This is a genomic window from Roseospira marina (genome assembly GCF_014197855.1).
Taxonomy (GTDB): Bacteria; Pseudomonadota; Alphaproteobacteria; order Rhodospirillales; family Rhodospirillaceae; genus Rhodospira; species Rhodospira marina.
Genome location: NZ_JACIGJ010000014.1, coordinates 81,897 through 107,005 on the forward strand (window position 1 = coordinate 81,897; position 25,109 = coordinate 107,005).

General features: G+C 67.2%; 20 protein-coding genes and 1 tRNA gene. 12 read left to right on the top strand and 9 right to left on the bottom strand.

Going from position 1 to position 25,109, the window contains the following annotated elements:
• The first annotated feature begins 19 nt into the window (after window positions 1–19).
• Genes rnc through recO form a run of 4 tightly spaced genes read left to right on the top strand, consistent with a single transcriptional unit; the run spans window position 20 to window position 2,711 of the window.
• A complete protein-coding gene (rnc, locus tag GGD82_RS16035; protein WP_150063335.1) occupies window positions 20–718 on the top strand; it encodes a ribonuclease III in 699 nt (232 codons plus the stop codon).
• Window positions 715–1,653 (top strand): GTPase Era, encoded by a 939-nt coding sequence (era, locus tag GGD82_RS16040; protein ID WP_150063336.1) that lies wholly within the window; start codon window positions 715–717, stop codon window positions 1,651–1,653. Before rnc ends, era begins: the two co-directional genes overlap by 4 nt.
• A gap of 56 nt (window positions 1,654–1,709) precedes the next feature.
• Window positions 1,710–1,886 carry a hypothetical protein gene (locus GGD82_RS16045; RefSeq protein ID WP_170284379.1) on the top strand — a complete coding sequence of 59 codons (177 nt, stop codon included), beginning with the start codon at window positions 1,710–1,712 and terminating at the stop codon, window positions 1,884–1,886.
• Window positions 1,887–1,937: 51 nt separating this feature from the next.
• A complete protein-coding gene (gene recO / locus GGD82_RS16050; protein WP_150063337.1) occupies window positions 1,938–2,711 on the top strand; it encodes a DNA repair protein RecO in 774 nt (257 codons plus the stop codon).
• A gap of 66 nt (window positions 2,712–2,777) precedes the next feature.
• On the opposite strand, the gene GGD82_RS16055 is transcribed toward recO, so the two are convergent.
• Window positions 2,778–4,211 (bottom strand): diguanylate cyclase domain-containing protein, encoded by a 1,434-nt coding sequence (locus GGD82_RS16055; protein ID WP_150063338.1) that lies wholly within the window; start codon window positions 4,209–4,211, stop codon window positions 2,778–2,780.
• A gap of 308 nt (window positions 4,212–4,519) precedes the next feature.
• Window positions 4,520–4,756 carry a hypothetical protein gene (locus GGD82_RS16060; RefSeq protein ID WP_150063339.1) on the bottom strand — a complete coding sequence of 79 codons (237 nt, stop codon included), beginning with the start codon at window positions 4,754–4,756 and terminating at the stop codon, window positions 4,520–4,522.
• 240 nt (window positions 4,757–4,996) lie between these two features.
• Here GGD82_RS16060 and GGD82_RS16065 point away from each other — a divergent pair, with 240 nt between their 5' ends.
• Window positions 4,997–6,721: a methyl-accepting chemotaxis protein gene (locus GGD82_RS16065; protein WP_150063340.1), complete on the top strand. Its 1,725-nt coding sequence runs from the start codon at window positions 4,997–4,999 to the stop codon at window positions 6,719–6,721.
• On the opposite strand, the gene GGD82_RS21620 is transcribed toward GGD82_RS16065, so the two are convergent.
• The 3 genes from GGD82_RS21620 to GGD82_RS16080 all read right to left on the bottom strand — a co-directional run bounded on the left by GGD82_RS21620 (window position 6,669) and on the right by GGD82_RS16080 (window position 7,537).
• Complete coding sequence (locus GGD82_RS21620) at window positions 6,669–7,091, bottom strand: transposase (protein ID WP_150063341.1); 423 nt, start codon at window positions 7,089–7,091, stop codon at window positions 6,669–6,671. The genes GGD82_RS16065 and GGD82_RS21620 overlap by 53 nt on opposite strands.
• A gap of 66 nt (window positions 7,092–7,157) precedes the next feature.
• Window positions 7,158–7,295: a hypothetical protein gene (locus GGD82_RS16075; RefSeq protein ID WP_170284380.1), complete on the bottom strand. Its 138-nt coding sequence runs from the start codon at window positions 7,293–7,295 to the stop codon at window positions 7,158–7,160.
• A gap of 166 nt (window positions 7,296–7,461) precedes the next feature.
• Window positions 7,462–7,537: transfer RNA gene (locus GGD82_RS16080), tRNA-Glu, on the bottom strand.
• Between the two features lie 428 nt (window positions 7,538–7,965).
• Between GGD82_RS16080 and gyrA the strand changes: the two genes are divergently transcribed.
• From gyrA to GGD82_RS16095, 3 genes are read left to right on the top strand one after another with little or no spacing between them, the layout of a single operon-like run.
• Window positions 7,966–10,710 (top strand): DNA gyrase subunit A, encoded by a 2,745-nt coding sequence (gyrA, locus tag GGD82_RS16085; RefSeq protein ID WP_211364808.1) that lies wholly within the window; start codon window positions 7,966–7,968, stop codon window positions 10,708–10,710.
• 43 nt (window positions 10,711–10,753) lie between these two features.
• The gene (gene coaD / locus GGD82_RS16090; RefSeq protein ID WP_150063343.1) at window positions 10,754–11,263 is read left to right on the top strand and encodes a pantetheine-phosphate adenylyltransferase; all 510 of its coding nucleotides are present in this window, start codon (window positions 10,754–10,756) and stop codon (window positions 11,261–11,263) included.
• A gap of 56 nt (window positions 11,264–11,319) precedes the next feature.
• A complete protein-coding gene (locus tag GGD82_RS16095; RefSeq protein ID WP_150063344.1) occupies window positions 11,320–11,817 on the top strand; it encodes a peptidylprolyl isomerase in 498 nt (165 codons plus the stop codon).
• 48 nt (window positions 11,818–11,865) lie between these two features.
• Here the strand turns inward: GGD82_RS16095 and GGD82_RS16100 are convergent, their stop codons facing one another.
• Window positions 11,866–12,543, bottom strand: a complete 678-nt coding sequence (locus GGD82_RS16100; protein ID WP_150063345.1) for an OmpA/MotB family protein — start codon at window positions 12,541–12,543, stop codon at window positions 11,866–11,868.
• 250 nt (window positions 12,544–12,793) lie between these two features.
• On the bottom strand, window positions 12,794–13,636 hold the full coding sequence (locus tag GGD82_RS16105) for a motility protein A (RefSeq protein WP_150063346.1): 843 nt from the start codon (window positions 13,634–13,636) through the stop codon (window positions 12,794–12,796).
• A 332-nt stretch (window positions 13,637–13,968) separates the two neighbouring features.
• Here GGD82_RS16105 and GGD82_RS16110 point away from each other — a divergent pair, with 332 nt between their 5' ends.
• Window positions 13,969–17,232, top strand: coding sequence for a putative bifunctional diguanylate cyclase/phosphodiesterase (locus GGD82_RS16110; protein WP_150063347.1), 3,264 nt, complete (start codon window positions 13,969–13,971; stop codon window positions 17,230–17,232).
• A 156-nt stretch (window positions 17,233–17,388) separates the two neighbouring features.
• Here the strand turns inward: GGD82_RS16110 and GGD82_RS16115 are convergent, their stop codons facing one another.
• Entirely contained in the window at window positions 17,389–19,134 is a 1,746-nt protein-coding gene (locus GGD82_RS16115) for a transglycosylase SLT domain-containing protein (protein WP_150063348.1), read from the bottom strand.
• A gap of 722 nt (window positions 19,135–19,856) precedes the next feature.
• On the opposite strand from GGD82_RS16115, the gene GGD82_RS16120 reads away from it, so the two are divergent.
• On the top strand, window positions 19,857–20,834 hold the full coding sequence (locus GGD82_RS16120; RefSeq protein WP_211364807.1) for a TAXI family TRAP transporter solute-binding subunit: 978 nt from the start codon (window positions 19,857–19,859) through the stop codon (window positions 20,832–20,834).
• 267 nt (window positions 20,835–21,101) lie between these two features.
• On the top strand, window positions 21,102–23,738 hold the full coding sequence (locus GGD82_RS16125) for a TRAP transporter permease (RefSeq protein WP_150063349.1): 2,637 nt from the start codon (window positions 21,102–21,104) through the stop codon (window positions 23,736–23,738).
• A 25-nt stretch (window positions 23,739–23,763) separates the two neighbouring features.
• Here GGD82_RS16125 and GGD82_RS16130 read toward each other — a convergent pair whose 3' ends face one another.
• Window positions 23,764–24,045: a DUF3253 domain-containing protein gene (locus GGD82_RS16130; protein WP_170284381.1), complete on the bottom strand. Its 282-nt coding sequence runs from the start codon at window positions 24,043–24,045 to the stop codon at window positions 23,764–23,766.
• Between the two features lie 492 nt (window positions 24,046–24,537).
• Between GGD82_RS16130 and GGD82_RS16135 the strand changes: the two genes are divergently transcribed.
• Entirely contained in the window at window positions 24,538–24,840 is a 303-nt protein-coding gene (locus GGD82_RS16135; protein WP_170284382.1) for a helix-turn-helix domain-containing protein, read from the top strand.
• Window positions 24,841–25,109 lie beyond the last annotated feature (269 nt).

Genomic DNA, 25,109 nt, shown 5'->3' on the forward strand with positions numbered 1-25,109 from the left:
GGCGAAGCGGCGCACCCCGATGGACGTTTCCGGGGCGCTCGGGACCGGAGACTCGCTGGCACCCCTCGAGTCGCGGCTGGGGCATACGTTTGGGGACGCGACTCTGTTGGCGCAGGCCCTGACGCACGGCAGCGCCGGCGGCGGGCCGCGCAGTTACGAGCGGCTGGAGTTCCTGGGCGATCGGGTGCTCAGTCTGGTGGTGGCCCATATGCTGTTCACGCGCTTTCCGGCCGAGCCGGAGGGCGCGCTGGCGCGTCGGCACACCGCCCTGGTGCGTGCCGAGACGCTGGCCCGCGTGGCGCGCAATCTCGGCCTGCCGGCCCTGATGCGGCTGTCGCGCGGCGAGGCCGACCTTGGCGGGCGCGAGAACCCGGCGTTGCTGTGCGATGTGTGCGAGGCGGTGCTGGGTGCCCTGTACCTGGACGGCGGCTATGCGAGCGTCGACCGCTTCATTCGGGCGACCTGGGCGCCGCTGATGGAAGAGAACCCGGCCCCGCCGAAAGACGCCAAGACGGCGCTTCAAGAGTGGGCGCAGGGCCGAGGCCTCCCGCTGCCGGTTTACGAGACCGTGGCGACGGCGGGCCCGGCGCACGCGCCCCTGTTCACCGTGGCCGCGCGGGTGGAGGGCCACGACGCCGCCACCGCCGAGGGCCCCTCGAAACGCCAGGCGGAGCAACGCGCCGCCGCCCGACTGATGGACCGACTGACCCGCTCATGACCGACGATCTCGAACCCGCCGTTCCCGCCGCCGAAGAGGGCGACAGCCGTTGCAGCTTTGTCGCCGTCGTGGGGGCGCCCAACGCTGGCAAGTCCACGCTGGTCAACACGCTGGTGGGCACCAAGGTCAGCATCGTCAGCCCGAAGGTGCAGACGACGCGGACGCGCGTGCGCGGGGTGGCGCTGCACGGCCCGGCCCAGATCGTGTTCATCGACACGCCGGGCATCTTCACGCCGAAGCGGCGGCTGGAGCGGTCCATGGTCGCCGCCGCCTGGGACGGGGCCGCCGATGCCGATCAGGTGATGGTGGTGGTGGACGCGCACCGCGGTCTCGACGACGACACCCGGGCCATCATCGCAGGCCTGCGCGAGCAGGGCCGCACCGACTGCCTGCTGGCGCTGAACAAGATCGATATGGTCCGGCGCGACAGTCTGCTGGCGCTGGCCGCCGCGCTGAACGACGAGGGCGTGTTCCGCGCGGTCTTCATGATCTCCGCGCTCAAGGCCGACGGCACCGAGGACCTGATCGCCCTGCTGGCGCGCGAGGCGCCGACCGGTCCCTGGATGTATCCCGAGGACGAGATCTCCGACCTGCCGCAGCGCCTGTGGGCGGCGGAGATCACGCGCGAGCAGATCTTTCACCAGCTCCACCAGGAACTGCCGTACTCCGCGCTGGTGGACAGCGAGTCCTGGCAGGAGCGGGCGGATGGTTCGGTCCGGATCGATCAGGTGATCTACGTGCAGCGCGACAGCCAGCGCGCCATCGTTCTGGGTAAGGGCGGCAGCCGGATCCGCGCCCTGAGCACCGCCGCGCGCCAGGAGATGTCCGCCCTTCTGGAACGCCCCGTGCACCTGTTCCTTTTCGTCAAGGTGCATGAGCGCCTGTGGGAGGACCGTCGCCACTACGCCGACTGGGGCCTCGACTACGACGTCTGATCCGGCGGCCGTCTGCCTGGGGGGCAAAGGGCCGTGCCGTCGGATGAGGAGGGAGCATGATGGACGGATGGGCGCTGATCCTGTTCGCGGTCGGCGTGATCAGCCTGATCGTGCTGGTCGGGCAGCACCTCTGGACCCTGCCGCGTTGGATGCCGCCGGTGCTGATCTTCTGCGGGTTCGGCGGGGTTCTGGCCGGCCTGGGCATGTATACCCTGGCGCTGGCGTTCCGCTGATCGGCCGGGCCGCGGTCCTCCCGGCCTCCCCAACCACGAAAGGACACGACCGTGGCCGTTGAGTGGCGCGACGAGGCGATCGTGCTGTCCGCGCGTCCGCATGGCGAGACCAGTCTGCTGGTGGCGGTGCTTTCGGCGGCCCACGGATGGTGTCCGGGCCTCGTGCGCGGGGGGCTCGGCAAGGCGGCGCGCGGCCTTTGGCAGCCGGGCAATCGGGTGCAGGTCACGTGGAAGGCCCGCCTGCCGGAGCACCTTGGCACCCTGTCCGGCGAAATGGTGGACGCCGTGGCGGCCCGGGTGATGGGTGATGCCGGGCGGTTGGCGGTGCTGTCGGCCGTGTGTGCGGTGACACAGGCCGCCTTGCCCGAGCGTGAACCCATGTCGGCGGCCTATGCGGATACGGTGGCGCTGCTGGGGTGGCTGTCCGGACCGGAGGCTCCCGCCGATGCCACGGCGCTGGGGGTCGCTTATGTGCTGTGGGAGCGGGGCGTTCTGACCGACCTGGGGTTCGGGCTCGACCTCTCGGCCTGTGCGGCCACCGGCACCCGCGACGATCTGACCTATGTCTCGCCGAAAAGCGGCCGGGCCGTCTCCACTGCGGCCGGCGCGCCCTGGCGGGACCGGCTGTTGCCGCTTCCCGGGTTCCTGCGGGCCGCATCCGATCCCGGCGACGCCTCGCGGGAGGATGTGCGCGATGGCCTGCGCCTGACCGGCTTTTTCCTGGAGCGTCATGTGTTCAATGCGCGCCACGCGGCGCCGCCGGCGGCGCGGGACCGGCTGGTGGCCCGGATGGAACGAGCGGCGACCCGATCCGACGACGGGTAACGCCCCTGCTGTCGTGGCGCGTGCCCCGTCACCGGTATCCCCGGCGCTCGTCCTGTCGTCCCCGGCTCAACCGTTCGCCTTCGACGGCTCCTTCTCGGACGGCGGCGCGGCCCCGTGGTCCAGCGGCACGGCATGGCGGATCGTGGCTCCGCCTGCGCGTTTGGCGGTGAACATGGCGGCTTCAGCGTGCTGAAACAACGTCTCCAGGTTTGTGGCATCGTCCGGAAAGACGGCCACACCGATAGAGGCCGTGACCTGCGCCGTCTGTCCCTTGAGACTCAGCGGTTGGGCGATCGCCGTGATCAGATCGGCGGGCCGGCCCGGCTCCCGCTCATTGGCGGCTACGCCTTCCGTGAGCACGACGAACACGTCGCCGCTCAGGCGGACGGCGGTATCATCGACGCCGATGTGGTGGCGAATGCGGCGCGCGATGTCCTGCAACAGCCGGTCGCCGACGGCGTGGCCCAGGGTTTCGTTGACGGTCCGGAACCGGTCGAGGCCGATGAAAAGCACGGCCACGCGGCTGTTGTCCCGCCTCGCCCGCCCTATGGCCCGCTCAAGCCGCTCCTCCAGGATCAGGCGATTGGGCAGGTTTGTCAGGGCGTCATAGAACGCCAGGTAGCGGATCTTCTCCTCGTTTGAGTGACTGTCGGTGATGTCGCGGCACACCGCGACATAGCGTACCGAGTCTCCGAAAGGATCGGATGCCTTATTGATGGTCGTCCACTGCAGATAGGCTTCGCCGTTCTTGCGACGGTTCCAGATCTGTCCCTGCCATGCCCCCTTTTCGAACAGCGTATTGGTTATGTCGTAATAGAACATGTCGCTGTGCATGTCGGATTGGAGGATCGCGGGCGTCTCGCCGATCAGTTCCTCGGCGCTGAAGCCGGTCATGCGGGTGAACGCGGGGTTGACCGTCAGGATACGGGTGGCCGGGTCGGTGACCATGATGCCTTCGGATGCGTGCTCGTAGACGGCCGCCGCCGAGCGAAGCTCTTCCTCGGCTCCCTGAAAGCGCCGATAGAATCGATGCATGGCCTCGATGGACGTGCAGACAAGCAAGGCGTCGATGAAAAAAACGGCATTGGAGAGGAGCATGCCGCGCTCAAGATGGAGCGCCCAGCTCATGTACGGGGGCCAGAACAGATAGCTGGCCATCACAATCCCGATACAGGCGGCGAACATGCCGGCGCCGAAGCCCCCGATGACCGCCGCGATGGCGACGGATGGGAAAAAGGTGATGTACTGGATGCCGCCGTCAATCGGAGCGATGGCCAGCCGTATGACGAGCGCAAGGCCCATCAGCGCGACGACGAACAGGTAGGTGAAGAGGCGCCCCCGACCGGATCGGGCGTGCGCTTGAACAAGTTTCAGAAAAGCGCTCGACAGGGGCGGTTGTTTTTGCCGTGTGTGTGACATGGGGCTGGCTCGATCTGACGTCTTGATGTGTCCGCCGTCATCGGGAAAAGCAACTATAACGGATTTCACTCCCTTAAGCATACATCGGAAATAATGACGCCGTCCCGGTTAAGAAACCCCGGAGCGTCATCGAAGCCGCCGACACTGTCGCGCAAGCCATCGCGTGCAAGCCATCGCGCGCATGGCGGGCGGGATGCCTCGGCGCCGGACCGCGCGCACGGGAGGCGGGATGGTCGGCTCAACCGGCGATGCGACCGGCCGCGACGCCTTAGACCTCGTGTGCGGTGCGGACTGATATCCGCGCGCCGGCTCGCCCGCGCGTGGGCGCTTAAGGGGCGTCCGAAAAACAGGTTGATGTCGTTTGGTTTCGGGTTTAAGGCGCCGTGTGTTCAGATCAGAACGCTGGCGTTCCTGATGAGCACGATTTTTGGTTGATTCAGCCAGCGTATTTTTTGGTTTTGACGCAGCATAGAGACAACTTCAAATAAGACAGCGGCGAAAGCAAAGCGTTTGTATGGCTGTGGCAAAAGCCATGGGGGCAAAATCCGTACCGCGCAGCCCTGCGTCAATAGAAAAGAAAGAAACGATGTGCGAACTTTCTGCCTTAAAGGCGCGGCCTTCGCCATGCGCGGCATTGATCGCGTGGGACTCGCGTCCCACGCGCCGGTGACCCGACCGCGGCGACCGCGACGGCCATGACGGCCATGACGACCACGACGACAGGGATGCCGTCGTGCTGATGTGCCGCGTCTGTCAGCCGGAACTCGGTGTCTGGGAGGGGGGCGAGACGACGGACGGTGACGGGGGCGCCCAGAACGGGGCGTCGCGGGGCTTGGATCGAGTTGGGTCACGAGAGGGAGAAGCCGATGTTACGGAATGTGCGTATCAGCACGCAACTGCTGGTTCTGGGTCTGTTTGTTCTGGTTCTGATCGCGTCGCTGGGCGTGTTTTCTGGCTACACGTTGCTTGGGACCCGGTTCGAGGATCGGCGCGAAAGCCTGCGCATGCTGGTTGAGATCGCGTCGAATGAAATTGCGGCCGTCAAGAAACGGGCTGATGCTCTAGGGCTGACGGATGAGCAGGCGAAGGATGAAGCCCTGCAGATCCTGAAAAATATAAATTACAACGGGAACAACTACTTCATTGTGACGGACATCAGTGGAACGCTATTGATGCATCCGTCGCGCATGAACCAGGTCGGCTCCAGTCTGCTGACGGCGGAAAAAGAGACGACGCGCACGCTGTACACGGCGCTGATGCGCGTGGCCCGCGACAACGGCACGACCGGAGGCTTCCATACCGCGCTGGGGCGCCGCCCCGGATCCACGAAGAACGACAGCCAAAAGATGTTCTTTGCGGCGCAGGAGCCCACGTATGGCTGGGTCGTGATCACGGGCATGATCGTGGACGACATCTGGGATTCCATGGCCCGGAAGTTCTGGTCGCTCGGCATCGGTGTCGCGATTGCCTGCGCGATCCTGGGCGCCTTCGCCTGGTTGATGGTGCGCGGGATCAGCCGACCCTTGGGGACCGTGGTGCGCGGCCTGGGCCACCTGTCCACTGGGGCGTACGACGAGTCGCTGGATCTCAAGGTCTCGTCCTCTGAAATCGGGCACCTTTCCAGTGCGTTTGAGTCGCTGCGAACCTTGTTGCGGCAGGCGGAGGACGACCGGCAGCGCAGCCGGGACGAGGCCGAGCGCACGGCCAAGGCGCGCGAAGCCGAAATGGAAGGTTTGGCCCGCCGCTTCGAAAGCCAGATTGGCTCCCTGGCGGACGGGCTGGGCAGTGCGTCGCAGGAGTTGAAGACGCTGGCGACCACCATGTCGGATGGGGCGCAGGAAACCCTGCGGGAGTCGGATGCCGTCGCGGCGGCCGCTGAGGAATCATCGCGGAACACCCAGACGGTGGCGGCGGCAACCGAGGAGTTGGCCAGCTCGATCCGGGAAATCAGCCGGCAGGCCAGCCAGTCGAGTTCCATTGCCCAGACCGCCGTCGATCGCGTGGATCAGACCTCGGAAACGGTTGCGGCCCTCAAGGCGGCGGCCCAGCGGGTCGGCGACGTGGTGGCGTTGATCACCGATATCGCCAGCCAGACCAACCTACTCGCGCTCAACGCCACCATCGAGGCGGCGCGCGCCGGTGAGTCCGGCAAGGGCTTCGCGGTGGTGGCCAACGAGGTCAAGACGCTCGCCAACCAGACCGCCAAGGCGACCGACGACATCTCGCGTCAGATCGAGGAAATCCAGGGCGTCACCACCAGCACGGTGCAGGCCATTTCCGACATCGGGGAAACCATCGCCAGCCTCAGCGAGGTGGCGAGCGCCATCGCTGCCGCGGTCGAGGAGCAGAACACAGCCACAAACGAGATCGCGCACAACATCCAGCAGGCCGAGACAGCCTCGCAGCGGGTGAGCACGGCCATCGGGACGGTGCATGACGCGGCCCGCCAGGGCGGCGAAACCGCCGGCTCGGTCCTCAGCTCCGCAGAGGCTCTGATGAGCCGGAACGTGGAACTGAATGATGCCGTCTCGGCGTTCCTCAGCGGCTTGCGGGACGACTCGAAAACGGGGCGCGGCGGTATGATCGGCTAGAGTATCCGTGTTGATCAAGCGGCTTTTGGCATCCAGGAACGCCCTGCCTTGAGCAGGGCGTTCGAGAGGCCGACGAGGTTTCGCATGATGGCGGTGATGGCGATTTTGGCGGGTTTTCCGGCCTTGACGAGAGCGTCGTTATTTCGTCTTCAGGTCGGGAGTGAAGCGAGCCGCGACGAGGGCGGACATGTGACGAGGGCGGGCATGGAAGGGCGCGGCCGGTCCATCGTCTGGATTGCCGGGCGACCGGGGCCAGACCGGCGAGGCCGGCGGCTTGTCCTGCCTCCATGGTGCCGAGTTCCGGCATCTCGATCAGCATGACGAAGGCGGTCAGGCGGGCGATCCCCGGAATGCTCGGCCCTTCGTCCATATCGGTGCTGAACGGGGTGCCCTGGGCTCGGGCGGTCTTGAGCCAGCGGACGGCGGTGACTTCGCCTTAGACCCGTTCAATCCGCTCCGCGTCCTCGCGGATGATGTCCCGCTTGTGGAGGGGTGCGCGCAGGTCGCGAGTCTTCAACCCGAGCCTGATGTCCGTGCCGAATGGTTTGCCGGTGAGGGGATTGGTCTGATCCATGAGAGCGTCGGGAGTCCGGTGGCGAAAGCACCAGCCTTTCCCGCGTGGGCGGAACAGATGATGTGATTCCAGCACGCCGTCCCGCATGCCGATGTTGTGCCCGGTGGACAACAGGCATGTCGATAACAAGGCATATTGTGCTGGAAAATCAGTAACTTAGGAGAATTGGCGTCCCCTAGGGGATTCGAACCCCTGTTGCCGCCGTGAGAGGGCGGTGTCCTAGGCCTCTAGACGAAGGGGACTAAGGCCGGACGCGCTTTGTACGGCGGGCGATGCCCGCTGTCAACACATTGCACGGGGCGTTTGCGCGTCTCGTTCACGGTCGCGGATCGGGGCACTGGCCCGGCGCGCGCAGCGGTCTTCAGCGCGCGGCATGCCTCGATCCTTACCCCTCCGTGCGGGGGGCGGGGGCGGCGCGCGGTCGGGCGGTGCGGCTCGCGTTGCCCCGCCCTCCGGCGTTTGCTAAGGTCCAGTCCCTTTCCCCTGCCCGCGCCGGGGCCCGCGCGGTTGCCGGGCGTTTTGGCCGTGGGGCGCGCCGCATCACCGCACGCTCCGTCGGCGCGGTCCGGCGGGGAGAGATCCCGACACCCGTAGGCGATATCCGACCGTGACACCCCCCTCAGACGCTCCCTCCGACAACGACATCTCGCCCGTCACCATCGAAGACGAGATGAAGCGCAGCTACCTCGACTACGCCATGAGCGTGATCGTGAGCCGCGCCTTGCCCGACGTGCGCGACGGCCTGAAGCCCGTGCACCGGCGCATTCTCTACGCGATGAACGAGAACGGCTACACCTACAACCGGCCGTTCCGAAAATCGGCGCGCATCGTCGGCGATGTCATGGGTCAGTATCACCCCCACGGCGACAGCGCGATCTACGACGCCATGGTGCGTATGGCGCAGGACTTTTCCATGCGCCTGAAGCTGGTGGACGGCCAGGGCAACTTCGGCTCCATGGACGGCGACAAGGCCGCAGCCATGCGGTACACCGAGGCCCGCCTGTCCAAGGCCGCGCATGCGCTGCTGGAAGACATCGACAAGGACACGGTCGATTTCCAGCCGAACTACGACGAGAACTCGGTTGAGCCGGTGGTGCTGCCGGCGCGCTTCCCCAACCTTCTGGTCAACGGCGCCGGCGGTATCGCGGTCGGCATGGCCACCAATCTGCCGCCGCACAATCTGGGCGAGGTGATCGACGCGACGCTGGCGCTGATCGACGACCCGGACATGTCGGCCGAGGATCTGATCGAGATCGTGCCGGGACCGGACTTCCCGACCGGCGGTCTGGTGATGGGCAAGGCCGGTATCCGGGCGGCCTATCTGACCGGGCGCGGCAGCATCGTGATGCGCGCGCGCTGCGCCATCGAGACCATGGCGCGGGATCGCGAGGCCATCGTGGTCTCTGAAATGCCGTACCAGGTCAACAAGGCGGCCATGATCGAAAAAATGGCCGAGATGGTGCGCGACAAGAAGCTGGAGGGCATCTCGGACATCCGCGACGAGTCCGACCGGCGCGGCGTGCGGGTGGTGATCGAGGTCAAGCGCGACTTCCAGGCCGACGTCGTGCTGAACCAGCTCTATCGCTACACCCAGCTTCAGACCACGTTCGGCGTCAATATGCTGGCCCTCAATAAGGGCCGGCCGGAAATGCTCACCCTGCGTGAGATCCTGACGGCGTTCATCGATTTCCGCGAAGAGGTCATCCGCCGCCGCACCATCCACGAGCTGGGCAAGGCGCGCGACCGCGCCCATGTCCTGGCCGGTCTGGCGGTGGCCGTGGTCAACGTGGACCGGGTGGTGCAGATGATCCGCTCGGCGCCCGACCCCCAGACCGCGCGCGAGCGCCTGATGGCCGAGGACTGGCCGGTGGGCGAGGTCGGTCCGATGATCGATCTGATCGACGAGCCGGGCCACATGGTGGTCAACGGCCGCTACCGGCTGTCGGAGACCCAGGCCCGCGCCATCCTGGACCTGCGCCTGCATCGTCTGACCGGGCTGGAGCGCGAGAAGATCCAGGAAGAGCTGCGCGAGATCGGCGCCCGCATCGAGGAATACCTGGCCATCCTGGCGTCGCGCGAGAAGCTGTTCGCGGTGATGCGCTGCGAGTTGGCCGAGGTGCGCGAGGCCTTCGCCACCCCGCGCCGGACGGAGCTTCAGGACGTCGAGTTCGAGGTCGACGACGAGAGCCTGATCGCGCGCGAGGACATGGTCGTCACGGTCACCAACACCGGTTACATCAAGCGGGTGCCGCTTTCGACCTACCGGGCGCAGCGGCGCGGCGGCAAGGGCCGCTCCGGCATGGCGATGCGCGACGAGGACTTTGTTACCACCGTGTTCGTCGCCAACACGCACGCCCCGCTGCTGTTCTTCTCGTCGGCGGGCATCGTCTACAAGTTGAAGGTCTACCGCCTGCCGCAGGGCACGCCGCAGGCGCGCGGCAAGGCCATGGTCAACCTGCTGCCGCTGGGTGAGGGTGAGACCATCTCCACCATCATGGCCCTGCCGGAGGACGAGGACACCTGGGGCGAGCTGGACGTGATGTTCGCGACCGCCTCGGGGCATGTCCGCCGCAACAAGCTGTCCGACTTCACCAACATCATGGCGAACGGCAAGATCGCCATGAAGCTGGAGCCGGGCGACTCCCTGATCGGGGTCCATACCTGCTCCGAGGATCAGGACGTGCTGCTGGCGACCCACGCCGGCAAGTGCATCCGGTTCCCGGTTGGGGATGTTCGGGTGTTCGCCGGGCGGACCTCCACCGGGGTGCGCGGGATTCGGCTGGAGGGGGGCGACCGGGTGATCGCGCTGGGCACCTTGCGCCACGCTGATTTCGATCCGGCGACGCGGGCCGCCTATCTGAAGCGGGCCAACCAGGAGCGGCGCCGACCCGAGGACGAGGAGGGCGAGGCGGATCACTCCCCGGACGTCGAGGCGGAGGCGGTCGAGCCGGGCGCCCTGACGGATGAGGAGTGGGAGAGCATGGTGGCGAGCGAGGAGTTCATCCTCACCGTCACCGAGAACGGCTTCGGCAAGCGGACGTCGTCCTACGAATACCGGGTCACCGGACGCGGCGGCAAAGGCATCGTGAACATCGACACGGCGCCCCGCAACGGCCACGTGATGGCCTCGTTCCCGGTCGGGCACGACGACCAGATCATGCTGATCACCAACGCCGGGAAGCTGATCCGCATGCCGCTGAACGATGTGCGGATCGCCAGCCGCAAGACGCTGGGGGTGCGGCTGTTCCGGACCGCCGAGGAGGAAATGGTGGTCTCCGCCGCGCATTTGCCGGCGTCTTTGGCCGAGGACGGCGAGGGCGACGAGGACGGCGAGGACACCGGGAACGGGGCGGGCGACGGTCACGCCACCGCTCCCGATACCGGGGACGTGGATGGCGGGGACCCGGAGACCTGACGCCTCCGAACCGAGGCGCAATATAAGAGGGGGGGAGGCGCGGATGGCGCGCAAGCATGTGGGCCTTTACCCGGGGACGTTCGATCCGGTCACGGTCGGGCATCTGGACATTATCAGCCGGGCCACGCGGATCGTGGATCACCTCATCGTGGGGGTCGCGGTCAACGCCGGCAAGGGGCCGATGTTCACCCTGGAGGAGCGGGTGGGGATGGTCCGCGAGTCGCTGGAGGAGTTCGGGACCCGCGCGGTGGCCCGCATTGAGGTCATGCCGTTCGAAACCCTGCTGGTGAACTTCGTGAAGGAGATGGAGGCCTCGGTCATTATTCGCGGTTTGCGGGCGGTGTCGGATTTCGAGTACGAGTTCCAGATGGCCGGCATGAACGCCCGGCTCGACAACACCGTCGAAACCGTGTTCCTGATGGCGTCAGAGCGGTCGCACTTCATCTCCTCGCGCTTCGTCAAGGAGATCGGACGCCTGGGGGGGGACATCTCCACCTTCGTGACGCCTAGCGTGCATGACAGGCTGTTGCGGCGGTTCGCCGAGGAGGGGTAGGCTGCCCGCCATCCTGCCTCTTTATCGTTCACTGCATTGACCGGAAAGGCGCCACCATGGCCGAGACGTCCGATCCCGAGAACACCGTCAAGATGGAACTGAAGGACGGTGTCGTGACCATAGCGCTGCGGCCCGATCTGGCGCCCAACCATGTGGAGCGCATCAAGACCCTGACCCGCCAGGGCTTCTATAACGGTGTCGTGTTCCACCGCGTGATCGAGGGCTTCATGGCCCAGACCGGCGATCCGACCGGCACCGGCATGGGGGGCTCTGATCTGCCCGACCTGAAGGCCGAGTTTTCGGAGCCGAGCCAGGCGCGCCACCTGCGCGGCACCTGCTCCATGGCCCGGACGCAGAACCCGAACTCGGCCAACAGCCAGTTCTTCATCTGCCTCGCTGACGTGCCCCACCTGGACGGCCAGTACACCATCTGGGGTCAGGTGGTCGACGGCATGGATGCGGTCGACGGCATCAAGGTCGGGCCGTCGGCGCGCAACGGCAAGGTCGACGATCCCGATTCCATCCTGAAGATGTGGGTGGCCGCCGACGAATAGGCGGATCGTGGGGCCGCGGCCGGTCCTTGGGGCCGGGTCGCCGGCCCCCTACCGGGGTGTCACCCGGACGGTGACCCGGCGGTTGATCTCCTGATTGTTCGGGAGAGGGTTGCCATCGGGGCCCCGGTTGGGGACCTTCGGCGCCGTATCGGCGAAGCCGACGGCACGCATCCGCTGCGACCGCAGCCCCTCGTCAACGAAGAGCCGGATGACGCGCGTCGCCCGCTCCGCCGACAATTCCCAGTTGGAGGGAAACGCCGGCGTGCTGATGGGCGTGTCGTCGGTGTGGCCCTGCACCTCGATGCGGAAGTTGCGGTATTTGGGGCCACCCAGGGTGGCCGCGATCTGCTTGAAGACGGGCAGGGCCTCGGGCCGAAGCTCGGCCGAGCCCGGCGGATAGAACGCCGCACTCGCGAACTCGATCACCAGGCCCTGCTGGTCGACGCCCAGCCCCACCACGTCGTCGACCTTCATCAGGTCGATGGCGGCGGTGATGTCGTTGCGCAAGGCCTCGATCGGGCGATCAATCTCGCGCTGGCCGATGCCTTCCGCCATGCCGGCCTTGACCTGCTCGAACATGACGGGATCGACCTTCGAGATCGCCGCGAGAAGGATGAAGAACGCGAGCAGCAGGGTCGCCATGTCGGCGAACGTCACAACCCAGTCGTCCTCGCCCTCCTTCCGCACGCTCTTGCGGGACCACTTGTTTCCCATGTTTTCGAACATGAGGCGCTCTCCCAGGGGCGAACCGCGTCCGGTGTGACGCGCGTTTGGGCGGGATGGACCGCACCGCGGCCTTTGCCGTGCGCGGCGCCGTGTGCCGCCGTGCGGGGGGCTCCCCGCGCGGCCCGAGAGTTATGGTGCGCGACATCCGGAGCCCGCATCATGCTCTCGCCTTCTGACCGTGAAGCCCATCGTGCCCTCGTCTTGGGTTGGGGGGCGATCCGGTCCCGATCGCGCTCGCGCGCGATGCGCATTAATCCGACGCGGCGGCGCTCGGGGGCGTCGCCGCCGGCTCCTTACGGTCGCGCATCATGCTGTCGATGCTGAAGTGCAGGGCGGGGTCGAGGTAGCTGTTCATCTTGTCCTGGATGTAGCGGGGGCTCTTGCGCTCCGCCAGCAGGGCCAGCCCTTCCGCGAGCAGGTAGTTGCGGAAGCGCACGATCTCCTCGCGCTGCTGCACCTTGTTGGCGGCGGGCAGGAACACCAGACGCGCGGCCAGCACGCCGTACAGTGTTGTCACCAGGGCCACCGCCATGCCCGGCCCGATTGAGGCCGGATCGTCCCCCATGTTGTCCAGCATGATGATCAGGCCAACCAGCGTGCCGATCATGCCGAACGCGGGCGCCGTCGAGCCCATGTTGCGCAGGATATCGGAATAAACCGTGTTGCGCTGGAACGTCGTTTCCACCGTGTTGGCCAGGATGTCGCGGACCTCCTGGCCGGTGTAACCGGTGACCACGAGGTCGATTCCGTAGCTCATGAAGCGGTCCAGCTTGCGGGCGCGGCTCGAGTCCGTCTCCAGGCCGGCCAGCCCGCCTTTCTGAATGATGTAGCCCCAGCGGATCACGCGCCCCACCTCATGGGTCAGGATGGCGCGACCGACCTCATGGGTCAGCAGGATGCCCGCCATGACCCGCAGTGCCCGCACCACGAACTTCGGTTCGAACGAGATGAAGGTGGCCGCGAGAGTTCCACCCAGCACCATGATGAAGCTGGGGAGATTGAGGAAGACGAACACGTTATCGGTGCTGAGGACGACCGAGCCGACGAACAGGCCGAACCCGAATACGACGCCAAGAATAGTGGCAATGGACATGCCTACGGGGTCCTCTGATGAAGCCTTCGCGTGCGCCCGGTCCGGGACCAGACCAAGGGACGCCGTGCCTTGGCGGCGCGCTGCCGGCCGCCGCTCGCCGGAGGCGGCCCATCCGGCCCAGGTTCTGGGCTCCGATCCTCAAGGCGCGCCGCGACGAAAGTCTAGCACGGGTGGGGCTGTAGAAATCAAATCCTGAGCGGCTTTTTCCGCCCGGAGGCGACCCCGTCCAGGGCGTGGTTCAACGCTCCATTGCGTCGCCGCAGCCTGGGGGGCATGATCGGCCATTCCCTTTGCGGAGACCAAGTTCCGCCGGGATCAAGGTTGGCCCGACGATGGATGGTACATCCGTGTTTGATTTGGATTCCGTGCTGACTGGCGTGGTCATGGCCATGGTTCTGGTGTCCTTGATGCGTGGGACACCATCTTTGCGCATACTGGGCGGGTGGTTCGCTCTCGCCTTGGCCTGTGGGGCCGCAACCGGAGTCGTGGAAAACCTGCTGGGCGTTGACCCGCCCGCCTCTGTGTTCCTGATTGCCGCGCTCCATGGGCTGGTGCCGGTTCTTATCCTTCTCGGTCTGCGGTCGGTTGGTGAGCGACGGATCAGCAGTGGCCTGATTATCCTTGTGATCGTTGTCATGCTGACGTGGGTGGGGGCGACGACTAGCGCCGGTTTTGCGGTGGCCTGGGTCGTTGGGCCGGTTCATCTGGTGCGTGGGGGAGTGTTCCTGGTCTGCGCATGGGCGGCCATGCAGTTCGGCGGTCGGCGCGGCGATCTGGTGGCGACGGTCGCCGTTCTGGCGGGTCTTCTCAACCTAGGGTTAGTCGTGCTGGCCGTGCTCCAGCCGGATATGGCGGAGTTGCACCGGGTGGATGGGGTTGAGAATGCGCTGACGCTGGGGGTGGTGCTGACGGCGGTTTGGGCGACGGTCATGCCGGCCAACGGCCACTGGTTCTCCCGCGCCGGGCCGTCCGCTCCGGATCGGTCGGAGGACTCGTTTGATCCGATCGATCTGGTGGAGCAGGGGGTGTTGCGCATCGGCGTGGAGGGGCGCGTAACCTGGGCCAACCGCCATGCCCACCAGGTGCTTGCCGAGGGCGAGGATGGATTGGTCGGGTCCGCCTGGACCGACCTCTTTCCGGACCTTGCCGCGCGTGGGGACCTTGTGGATGCGCTGCCCCGCCGGGGCGGTGGCGGCACCCGTCACGGGGACGGGGACGGTGACGGGGGCGGGGCGGACGTGGACGCCTGGATGGTCACCGTCGCCCGGACGGTCCAGGGCCATCCCGCGCCGGTCGATCTGGCGCTTCCTGACACGGTGCCGGTCGCCCTGCGGCGGCGGGGCGAGGTCGTGGTTCTGTTGCGCGGGCAGTGGCCGATCGCGCACAGCCAGATCGGACGCACGTCGATCGGGATCGACCGGCATGTACTGGGGGGCGATTCCGTCGAGGAGGTCTGCGGCACGGTCGCGAAGGGAGTCGCGAAACTTGAGGCGGCGTCCCTGGTCTGGATTGCGCTCCGGCAGGCAGACAATGGCCTGACGGTGACGGCCGCGGGCGGGCCGCGTGCCTCGGCGCCGCAAAACGGAGTCGGTCTGCCACTGCCGGAGACGATGACCGGCGTGGTCGATTCCGTGATCGCGGCCGGACAGGCGCGGCTGGTTCCGGGGATGTGTCGGGAGAGCGGCGGGGCGCCGGAGACAACGTCGGCCGTCGCGCCCGGCGCGCCGGATTCGGCCTGGCGTCACCTGACCGGTGTGTTCCCGGTGGTGTCCGGTGGGCGGGCGTTCGGGGCCATGCTGGTTTTTGCGGGGCCGGCGGGTCTGTCCGCAGGCGCCTTGAGCCGCTGCGACGCGCTGGTCCGGCGCCTGGCGGTGGCGATCCATCTGAGTCAGGAGACCGCGTTCCTGCGGCTTCAAGCCGCGGCCATGTCCGTGGCGGCGAACGCGATTTTCATCACGGGCCATGACGGCCGGATCAAATGGGTGAACGAGGCGTTCACCAAGCTGTCCGGGTTTCCCAGCGACGAACTGCGCGGCAAGACACCGCATATCCTGTTCTCGGGCCAACAGGACCGCTCGGTGTATGCGGACCTCTGGGCCACTATCCGGCGCGGCAACGTCTGGCGGGGTGAGATGGTGGAGCGTCGTCGTGACGGCACTCTGTACACCGTGCAGCAGACGGTGACGCCAATGCGCGGTCCGGACGATGGCTCGCAGTACTATGTGGCCGTGCACGAGGACATCAGCGACCGCAAGCGGGCCGAAGAGCGAATCCGCTACCTGTCGAACTACGACACCCTGACCCGCCTGCCCAACCGGACGCTGTTTCGCGAGCGCCTGAACCGCGCCGTCCAGCAGGCACGCTGGCTGGGGGGGACGGTGGCCGTGCTGTTCCTGGACCTGACCCAGTTCAGCCGGGTCAATGACACTTTGGGCCATGACGTCGGCGATCAGATCCTGATGACCGTGGGCTCGCGGATCAATGCGGCCGTGGCGGACGAGGTGGACGTGGTCGCCCGCATGGGTGGGGACGAATTCGCGCTGGTCCAGGGCGGGCACAGCGACGCCGAGGCGGCGGCGGGGCTGGCGCAGCGGCTGGCCCGCATCATCGAGACCCCGGTGGAGATGGGCGAGCATTCCGTCAGTCTGCGCGCCACCATCGGCATCGCGATGTACCCGGATGACGGCGCCGACCCCGACAACCTCATCAAGAACGCGGATCTGGCCATGCATCGGGCGAGCCGGTCCGAGGGCGAGGTCTACTGCTTCTTCTCCACCGAGATGAACAACGAGGCGCAGGTGCGCCTGGGGCTGGAGGCCGACCTGCGGCGCGCCATCGAACGCGAGGAGTTCGTCAACTACTATCAACCGCAGTATGACATGGCCGGCCAGCTTGTGGGCATGGAGGCCCTGGTGCGTTGGACTCACCCGACGCAGGGTCTCGTGATGCCGGGCCAGTTCATTTCCACCGCTGAGGAGACCGGCCTGATCGGGGCGCTCGGCGACATCGTGCTGCGCAACGCGGCGGCGGACATCATGCGGTGGCGCGGCCTGGGCTTGCCGGTCGTCCCGGTGGCGATCAACATTTCGGCGGTCCAGTTCCGGGACGCGCGGCTGGTCGATCGCATCTTGAGCGTTCTGTCCGAGCATGGGCTGGCGCCCGACGCCCTGGACCTGGAACTGACCGAAAGCATCCTGATGGGCGAGCAGGCGGGCGCCGTGGGATTCCTGAACCAGCTTGCCGCCGAGGGGTTTCGCATCGCCATCGACGATTTCGGGACGGGGTACTCATCGCTCGGCTATCTCAAGCGGTTCCCGGTGCACAAGCTGAAGATCGACCAATCGTTCGTGCAGCACCTGCATGAGGATACGAACGACGCCATCCTGGTGCGTGCGATCATCAACCTCGGCCATAGCCTTGCCATGACGGTGGTGGCTGAGGGTGTGGAGACCCCGGAGCAGTTCGCGTATCTCCGCGACGAGGGGGCGGATGCGGTTCAGGGGTATCTTTTCAGCCGGCCCGTGCCCTCCGAAGAGATGGAGCGCCTGATGCGCGATGGCGTGCCGTCTCTGGAGGGGAAGGCGGCGCCCGGCTGATCGCGTCCGGCTGCGCGGACGACATGGCCCAGCGGACGACATGGCCCAGCGGACGACATGGCCCAACACCGACCGCGGCCCACAGCCGGTCGCGGTTGAGCCGGCCCCGGCTGTGGGCCCAGATTTGGGCCGGTCCGAACGCAGGTCCGTCCAGACTCAGCTTGAACGATGCCGTCCAAGAATGGCGGTAATCGCGCGTGTGGCGTCGGCGCCGGTCAGGTACTGGACGGGGGCGGCGCGCAGTCCCGCCTGTGCGGCGTGTGTCGCCGGGTGCTGGCGGCCGGTCGGCGTGGCCGATGCCGGGTTCGGGTCGGGCGTGGGCGCTTGCGCCATGTCGGTCGGCCCGTCTGCTGGTGCCATTGGGTGGAGGCTGGAGGCCGGTCCGGGGGCGACTGGCGGCGGATGGTCCCCCGTCGTGGGTGTGGCTGTCGCGGGGGGAGCCCCCGCGGTCGGCCAGGGCGCGGCGTCCGGCTCAAAGGCGCCACGCGCCGCGCGCGCAAGGGCCAGGAAGGCCGTGCCGGCGTTGGCGTCCAGGGTCGGCAGGGTATAGGAGGCCGCCGGGTCGACGTCGGCCGGGGCCGGGGAGGGTGACGACGCGCTTGGCCCCGGCTCCGGGGCGCTGTCCGGTGCGGCGGTCGCGCGGTGGGCGACCGCAACGGCGTCCGGTGCGACGGTCGCATCCAGCGGCAGGGAGTCCAGCAGGGCCGCGACGGCGACGGCGGACGCGCCCGGCAGGGTGACACCGCGCGCCGCGCTTGCATCCTCGACGGCGCGGGTGGCGGTCAACACGCGGGCTATGGCCCGTTCGGCCTCTGCGGCATCTGCTGGACGCACGGCGGGTATCGCGCCGCTTTGCGCGATGCGCACATCGGGCGCGGGCGCCGGCGGTGGGGCCTCGGCCGGGAGCGGGGCGGCGGGGGCCACCGCGCCCGGCGGGTGCGGGCGCGGTCCGGGCGGCACGGGCGGTCCGGCCTCGGCGAGGCGCGTTGCCCCCATGTCCTCGGGTGGGGGGGGCGCGGGTTTCGCGCCGGGGGCGATCGGCGGTCCGGCATCCGCCGCGCGGATGGCGCCCATGTCCTCATAACCGGGGGGTGTTGGTTTGCGGCCGGGCGATGTGGGGGGGGGGGCGGCTTCGGCGAGGCGGGTCGCGCCCATGTCCTCCGGCTGCGGCGGCACCGGCTTTGTGCCCGGGGGCGGTGGCGGCGGGCCTTGGGTCAGGCTCTCGACGCCGGCGAAGCGCCGCATGGCGTCGTTGATGGTGGCGTGCAGCAGGCGATGGAGCTCGTCCAGGCTGCGCGGTCGGCCGGCATGCCAGAACAGGCCTGGGTTGCTGGCGGCGGCCTCGGGCAGGACCTCGGCGGCGGGACGGTGCGGGGTCTGCGCGGCGGCGGTCAGGAAGGTCACCGCGCCGCCCGGCCCCAGGAAATGGGCCAGATAGATATCCGTGGTCCCGGCCGGGCGCCCCAGGGCGTGTTGCAGGTAGGCCTTGTTTTCGGCGGCGTATTCGGCCGCCATGATGGCGGACAGGCGCGGGTTCTGGCGCAGTGCCAGAACGCGGTCTTCCACGTCCGGGTCCGAGATCCAGAGCCGCCCTCGGGTGTTGGTCTCGATCTGTGCGGCCACGTCGCCGAGCCCATGCTTGGGGCCGTGACGTTGCAGGGTGTCAAGCCAGGTCTGGCTGGTGAACTGGAACAGGCCGCTTGCGGTGCCGCGATGGTTCACCGCATCAGGGCGCAGGCCGCTCTCCTGATTGGCCTTGGCCAGCATATACGCGAAGTCGACCCCGGTCTTGAGGCTGGCGTCGCGAATGCCGGTCAGCACGTCCCGGCCCACAAGCCGGTTGCCGAGTTGCACGTTGGTTGCGAGCTGCTGCGCGAGCGCGGTGTCGGTCGGTCCCGCCACGGTCTGTCCCCGTTTTTCGTCACCACGCGCGACGCTGGCGCGCGGAACTGCCCTGCCCAAATCGCCGCCATCAGTGACGTTGGCGGACGACCCTCGACGTCACCGAGGATGTGGACAAAAGAGTGGATGAGCGGTTAACGCCGGGGGATAGCTGGAGGGCCGATCTTAAGGTGGTGCGATTATAGGACTTTTTAATGGATTGATAAAAAAGACAGAAATGCCGTTGTGTATGTGAATTGTAAAATCCGGGGCGCCGCGAACCCGCGGTTCCGGTCCCGGTGGATAACTGGGGAAAACGGGGGATGTTTCGGGGGCGTCCGTCGCGGGCCCGGCGCGACCAGGAACGAGTCGACGCGGCGGATCGCCGCCATGCCGCCCGCCCAACTGGGGGCGGCCAACTGTGGGCCGCCTGGTTCGTGGGGGATCGGGGCTTTGTAGTCTGATATATCAGGTAACATTCCATCCGGCGCGTTGGGGTTGCCCGCATGGAGGGGGAGGGCGGCCCCGTGCAGGCGGAGGGATTGTCTCCGCCCGGGGTTGCCAAGCGGGCGTCATCAGGAAACACTGTCGCATCCTGGGGGGACGCGGCCGGAGGCCGGCGGGGCGGGCCGATAGGGCGCCGCGCGCGACGGTCTTCGCGCGGTGACCGCCAAGGTCGGACCCGCGCGTCGCGGGCTCCTCAGATCGCAAAAGACCTATCGGGACCGCAGGAGGAACACCGCATGAAGATGTTGCCCAAGGCGTCGCTCGGCGCCGCGCTGGCTGCCAGCCTGTTCGCCGCCGGCGCCGCGTCGGCCGCCGAACAGCAGTTCATCACCATCGGCACCGGCGGCGTGACCGGCGTGTACTATCCGACGGGCGGCGCGATCTGCCGCCTCGTCAACAAGAACCGCGCGGAGCACGGCATCCGTTGCTCGGTCGAGAGCACCGGTGGCTCGGTCTATAACCTGAACACCATTCGCGCCGGTGAGCTGGACTTCGGCGTGGCCCAGTCCGACTGGCAGTACCACGCCTACCACGGCACCTCGAAGTTCGAGGACGCGGGGCCGTTCGAGGATCTGCGCGCCGTCTTCTCCGTGCATCCGGAACCGTTCACCGTGGTCGCCCGTGCCGACGCCGGCGTGCGAGACTTCGATGACCTGAAGGGTAAGCGGATGAGCATCGGCAACCCCGGCTCGGGTCAGCGCGGCACCATCGAGGTGCTGCTGGACAAGATGGGCTGGACCACCGATGACTTCGCGCTGGCCGCCGAACTGAAGGCCGCCGAGCAGAGTCAGGCGCTGTGCGACAACAACATCGACGCTTTCGTCTACACCGTCGGTCACCCGAACGGCTCCATCAAGGAAGCCACCACCGCCTGCGACGCCGTCCTGGTGAACGTGAACAACGATGCGGCTCAGGCGCTGGTCGCGGAAAATCCGTACTATTCGATGGCCACCATTCCCGGCGGCATGTACCGGGGCACCGACGAAGACACGACCACGTTTGGTGTGCGCGCCACCCTGGTCACGTCCGCGTCGGTTCCGGATGAGGTCGTCTATCAGCTCGTGAAGGCGGTCTTCGAGAACTTCGAGGACTTCAAGAAGCTGCACCCGGCTTTCGAAGTGCTGACCAAGGAAGAGATGGCCACGGCTTCGCTGTCCGCGCCGCTGCATCCGGGTGCGGAGCGGTACTACAAGGAAGTCGGCCTCATCGAGTAAGGCCATCCTCCGCCGGTCGGCTCCGGTGCCGGCCCCATGGTGCCTGTTTCAGGGCGCACGATGCATGGGGCCGGGCCGGGGCCGGTCGACGGGGAGGGCGGTCCGGGGGTGCGCCTCCGGCACCACACACCGTTGCCGTGTCGGCCGGGCTCGCCGGGGGTGAGCCGGCGCACGGAGAGATCTGCGGCCGTAACGTCCAGGCCCGGACAGCCGGCGCGCGCTGAAGTCGGGGCGGGCTCCGCCCTTGAAGGGGAGACGTCAGCACCGATGAGCCAGGACACCCCTCCCGCCGCACCGCTCGCCTCGGACCGATCGTCCGATCGGGATTCTGATCGCGCCGCCGCCGAGGACATTGTCGCCCAGGTCGAATCCGGGTCCCGCACACCCGACGGCTTGTCCGGGCGCATCATCATCGCCGTCTGTCTGGCGTGGTCCCTGTTTCAGTTGTGGTATGCGTCGCCGTTGCCCTTCATGGTCGGGTTCGGTGTGTTCAACGGGACCGAGGCGCGCTCGATCCATCTGGCCTTCGCGCTGTTCCTGGCGTTCACGGCCTATCCCGCGTTCAAGTGGTCGCCTCGCCGAAGTATTCCGATCCAGGATTGGCTGTTCGCCATCGTTGGGGCGTTCTGCGCGGCCTATCTCGTGCTGTTCAACGACGCCCTGGCGGATCGGCCGGGGGCGCCCACCGCGATGGATGTTGCCGTCGGAGTGGTGGGGCTGGTGTTGTTGCTGGAGGCGACGCGCCGGGCGTTGGGGCCGCCCCTGCTTGTGGTGGCGCTGGTGTTCCTGGCCTACACCTTCGGCGGCCAATACATGCCGGACGTGATCGCCCACAAGGGCGCGTCGTTGCAAAAGGCGATGTCGCACTACTGGATCACGACCGAGGGCGTGTTCGGCGTGGCCCTGGGCGTGTCCACGTCCATGGTGTTCCTGTTCGTGCTGTTCGGCGCCTTTCTGGAGCGCGCCGGGGCCGGGATGTATTTCATTCGCGTCGCGTTCGCCTTCATGGGCCATCTGCGCGGCGGTCCGGCCAAGGCGGCCGTGGTGTCGTCGGCCATGACCGGGCTGATCTCCGGCTCGTCGATCGCCAACGTGGTCACCACCGGCACCTTCACGATCCCGCTGATGAAGAAGGTGGGCTTTCCCGGCACCAAGGCCGGCGCGGTCGAGGTCGCGTCGTCCACCAACGGTCAGCTCACCCCGCCGATCATGGGCGCCGCAGCCTTCCTGATGGTCGAGTATGTGGGCATCAGCTACATCGAGGTGATGAAGCATGCCATTGTGCCGGCGCTCATCAGCTACATTGCGCTCGTCTATATCGTGCATCTGGAGGCCTGCAAGGCGGGCCTGAAAGGCTTGCCCCGCGTCCACGTCAAACCCTGGCATCAGGCCGCGATCGGGTTCCTCGGCAGCTTCCTTCTCGTCGCGGGCCTGGCGGCGGCGGTGTACTTCGGCCTGGGATGGATCAAGCCGCTGGCCGGGGACGCGACGCCGTACATCGCAGCCGGGCTGCTGGTGGTCGCTCATGTGGCCCTTGTTTGGGTCGTTAGCCGGGTGCCGCCCCTGCCCGAAAACGCGGACATCAAGGAACTGCCTCCGGCGGGGCCGACGGTCCTGTCGGGCGTCCATTTCCTGCTGCCGGTGGTTGTTCTGGTCTGGTGCCTGATGATCGAGCAGCTTTCGCCGGGCCTGTCGGCCTTCTGGGCGGCGGCGGCCATGATCTTCAACATCGTGACGCAACGCCCGTTGGCCGCCTTGTTTCGGGGGCAGGGCGGGGCCGCGCGTGTGGTGGCGGCCCGCCAGGGCTTGGCCGACCTCTATAACGGCTTGCTCATGGGCGCCCGCAACATGATCGGTATCGGCGTGGCCACGGCGGCCGCCGGCATCATCGTCGGCACCGTGACGCTGACCGGTGTGGGGCAGGTGCTGACCGAGATGATCGAATACATCTCCGGCGGTTCGCTCGTGCTCATGCTTCTTCTGACGGCGGTGGTCAGTCTGTTGCTGGGCATGGGACTGCCGACAACGGCCAACTATATTGTGGTTTCGACGTTGATGGCGCCGGTCATCGTCACCCTGGGGGCGGAGAACGGGCTGATCGTACCGCTGATCGCGGCCCACATGTTCGTGTTCTACTTCGGGATCCTGGCGGATGACACGCCACCGGTGGGGTTGGCCGCCTTCGCGGCCTCGGCCATATCGGGCGCCGACCCGATCAAAACCGGCATCCAGGGCTTCGCCTACGATATCCGCACGGCGATCCTGCCGTTTCTGTTCATCTTCAACACCGAGCTGCTGCTGATCGGGGTCACCTCCTGGTGGCACGCGGGGATGGTGTTCGTGTTCGCCCTCATCGCCATGCTGACCTTCGCGGCGGCGACGCAGCGGTTCTGGCTGGTGAAATGCCGCTGGTACGAGGTGATCGGGCTGTTGCTGATCGCCTTCACCATCTTCCGCCCCGGCTACTGGATGGACCGGATCGAGCCGGAACTGATCTCGGTCGAGCCTGCGCGGATCGAGGCGATGGCCGAGGAGGTGCCGCCCAATGGCCGCCTGCGCGTGCGGGTCGAGGGCATGACCCTGGAGGGCGAGGAGGTGTCCAAGGCCGTCATGCTGCCCATGGGCGCGCCGGGCACCGGCGCGGAGCGGCTGGAGAGCGCCGGCTTGATCCTGCGCACGGAGGATGGCCGCGTTCTGGTCGACGACATCGTGTTCGCCAGTGCCGCCGAACGGTTGGGCTTCGATTACGACTGGGAAATCACCGAAGTCCTGATGAAGAACCAGGACCGGCCGCCCGAGGAACTGATGTACATCCCGGCGTTCGCGCTTCTGATCCTGATGTGGCTGGACCAGCGGCGCCGGTTGCGCCGCCAGGGTGGCGAGCCTCTGCCACGGGAGTCGTGACCGCTTCGTGGGTGGGCGGCCGCCGTCAGGCGGTGGTCGGACCCTCGGGCGGGGGACCCAGACGCAGGACGCCCTTGGCGGTTGCGGGGTCGTCGACCGGTTTGCCCTTGCGATAGAGCGCGATGCGTCCGGACGCCGCGAGGCCCCGCGCGGCCGCGCCCACCGGCTTCAGCCACGCGCGCCAGTCGTCCGGTGTGCCGGCCTGCGCGGCCAGCGTCTTGGCGACATCGGACGGGCTCACCGTTCGCCCCCCGGGGCGCGCGTCGATGTGCTCCAGGATGGCGTCGGCAAGGCGGTCGGGGGTCAAGGGGGCGGGTCCGTTTCGGTGGCATGGTGGTGCGGTGTGAGGGCGACCGTGTGCCCGATCGGCTCTTGTGGCGCGAACGCCCCTAACAGAAGGCATACCGGGACGTTCACGGTCGCAAAAGAATTGCCGAGATGTCAATTTTTTGTCAAAGTACAGGGGTCGGCCGTCCAGCGGCCCGACAGGGAACGACAGGACGGACACACCCGCCCGAACCGTTACAAACGCATGACAGGCATGCGCTGGACGGGGCTTCTCATTGGGGCGAGACACCGTACTGTCATGACTCTATGTCAGACATTTTCGGCCCCCGGTCAAGATGGTTGCCGGGGGGACGTTTACTGCCGGTCCCGCGTTCGTGCGCGGCCCTCTGATGCCGATCCCATGGCATTGGTGGCCAGGGCGCTGCGCGGGTCTTGCTCGGCCGGGAGGCGATGGCGCTTCGCTGGCCAACACCGTGCCATGCGAAATGCCGACGAGAAGGATGCTTTGGATATGACCGATGCGGGACTGTATATGACCCTGGAAGCGCGTTCCAACGTGCGTGCGGGCGGCACATACTTGCGCCATCTGCGTGAAGGCCGGGAGATCACCCGCGCCGAACTCGCCGAGCAGTTGTTGAACGTGACTGAGCCGTTCGTGGCGGACGTTGAGACCGGGCGCATCCGCCTGCCGGGCCACGCCATGGGCCGTTGGGCGGCCGCCCTGGGCGTGCGCCGCGATGCCCTCGCCGACGCTTTGGGCCGTCTGTACGATCCGCTTCCGTTCGATTCGTACTGGGCGAAGGCGGCGGCCTGAGGCTGTCCCCGTCGGCGGCTGTCGAAGTCCGTCCGGTCTGATCCACGACCCGGCCTGCGGTGCGCGCACGGCCGGGTTCGTCGTATGGGGCCCCCGGAACCGCCAATGAGCGCCGCCAACGAACACCCCAAACGGACGCGGGGACCGAACGTCGAGATTCGCTCGCGATGTGCTTTAGGGTCAAAACTCAATTAAGGTATTGAGATATTGCACCTGCCGTGATTCAAGGGAAGAAACGGCAGGGTTTGGATCATGGCAAGCGAATTTTG

Bases quoted from the DNA above. Each gene is read 5' to 3' on its own strand.
- GGD82_RS16095 (WP_150063344.1), top strand. From the start codon at position 11,320: ATGGCCGAGACGTCCGATCCCGAGAACACCGTCAAGATGGAACTGAAG.
- GGD82_RS21620 (WP_150063341.1), bottom strand. From the start codon at position 7,091: ATGGACGAAGGGCCGAGCATTCCGGGGATCGCCCGCCTGACCGCCTTC.
- GGD82_RS16135 (WP_170284382.1), top strand. From the start codon at position 24,538: ATGACCGATGCGGGACTGTATATGACCCTGGAAGCGCGTTCCAACGTG.
- era (WP_150063336.1), top strand. From the start codon at position 715: ATGACCGACGATCTCGAACCCGCCGTTCCCGCCGCCGAAGAGGGCGAC.
- GGD82_RS16075 (WP_170284380.1), bottom strand. From the start codon at position 7,295: ATGGATCAGACCAATCCCCTCACCGGCAAACCATTCGGCACGGACATC.
- GGD82_RS16125 (WP_150063349.1), top strand. From the start codon at position 21,102: ATGAGCCAGGACACCCCTCCCGCCGCACCGCTCGCCTCGGACCGATCG.
- GGD82_RS16055 (WP_150063338.1), bottom strand. From the start codon at position 4,211: ATGCTTAAGGGAGTGAAATCCGTTATAGTTGCTTTTCCCGATGACGGC.
- GGD82_RS16060 (WP_150063339.1), bottom strand. From the start codon at position 4,756: ATGGCGAAGGCCGCGCCTTTAAGGCAGAAAGTTCGCACATCGTTTCTT.
- GGD82_RS16105 (WP_150063346.1), bottom strand. From the start codon at position 13,636: ATGTCCATTGCCACTATTCTTGGCGTCGTATTCGGGTTCGGCCTGTTC.
- rnc (WP_150063335.1), top strand. From the start codon at position 20: ATGGACGTTTCCGGGGCGCTCGGGACCGGAGACTCGCTGGCACCCCTC.
- gyrA (WP_211364808.1), top strand. From the start codon at position 7,966: ATGAAGCGCAGCTACCTCGACTACGCCATGAGCGTGATCGTGAGCCGC.
- GGD82_RS16065 (WP_150063340.1), top strand. From the start codon at position 4,997: ATGTTACGGAATGTGCGTATCAGCACGCAACTGCTGGTTCTGGGTCTG.
- coaD (WP_150063343.1), top strand. From the start codon at position 10,754: ATGGCGCGCAAGCATGTGGGCCTTTACCCGGGGACGTTCGATCCGGTC.
- GGD82_RS16120 (WP_211364807.1), top strand. From the start codon at position 19,857: ATGAAGATGTTGCCCAAGGCGTCGCTCGGCGCCGCGCTGGCTGCCAGC.
- GGD82_RS16045 (WP_170284379.1), top strand. From the start codon at position 1,710: ATGATGGACGGATGGGCGCTGATCCTGTTCGCGGTCGGCGTGATCAGC.
- GGD82_RS16100 (WP_150063345.1), bottom strand. From the start codon at position 12,543: ATGTTCGAAAACATGGGAAACAAGTGGTCCCGCAAGAGCGTGCGGAAG.
- GGD82_RS16110 (WP_150063347.1), top strand. From the start codon at position 13,969: ATGGATGGTACATCCGTGTTTGATTTGGATTCCGTGCTGACTGGCGTG.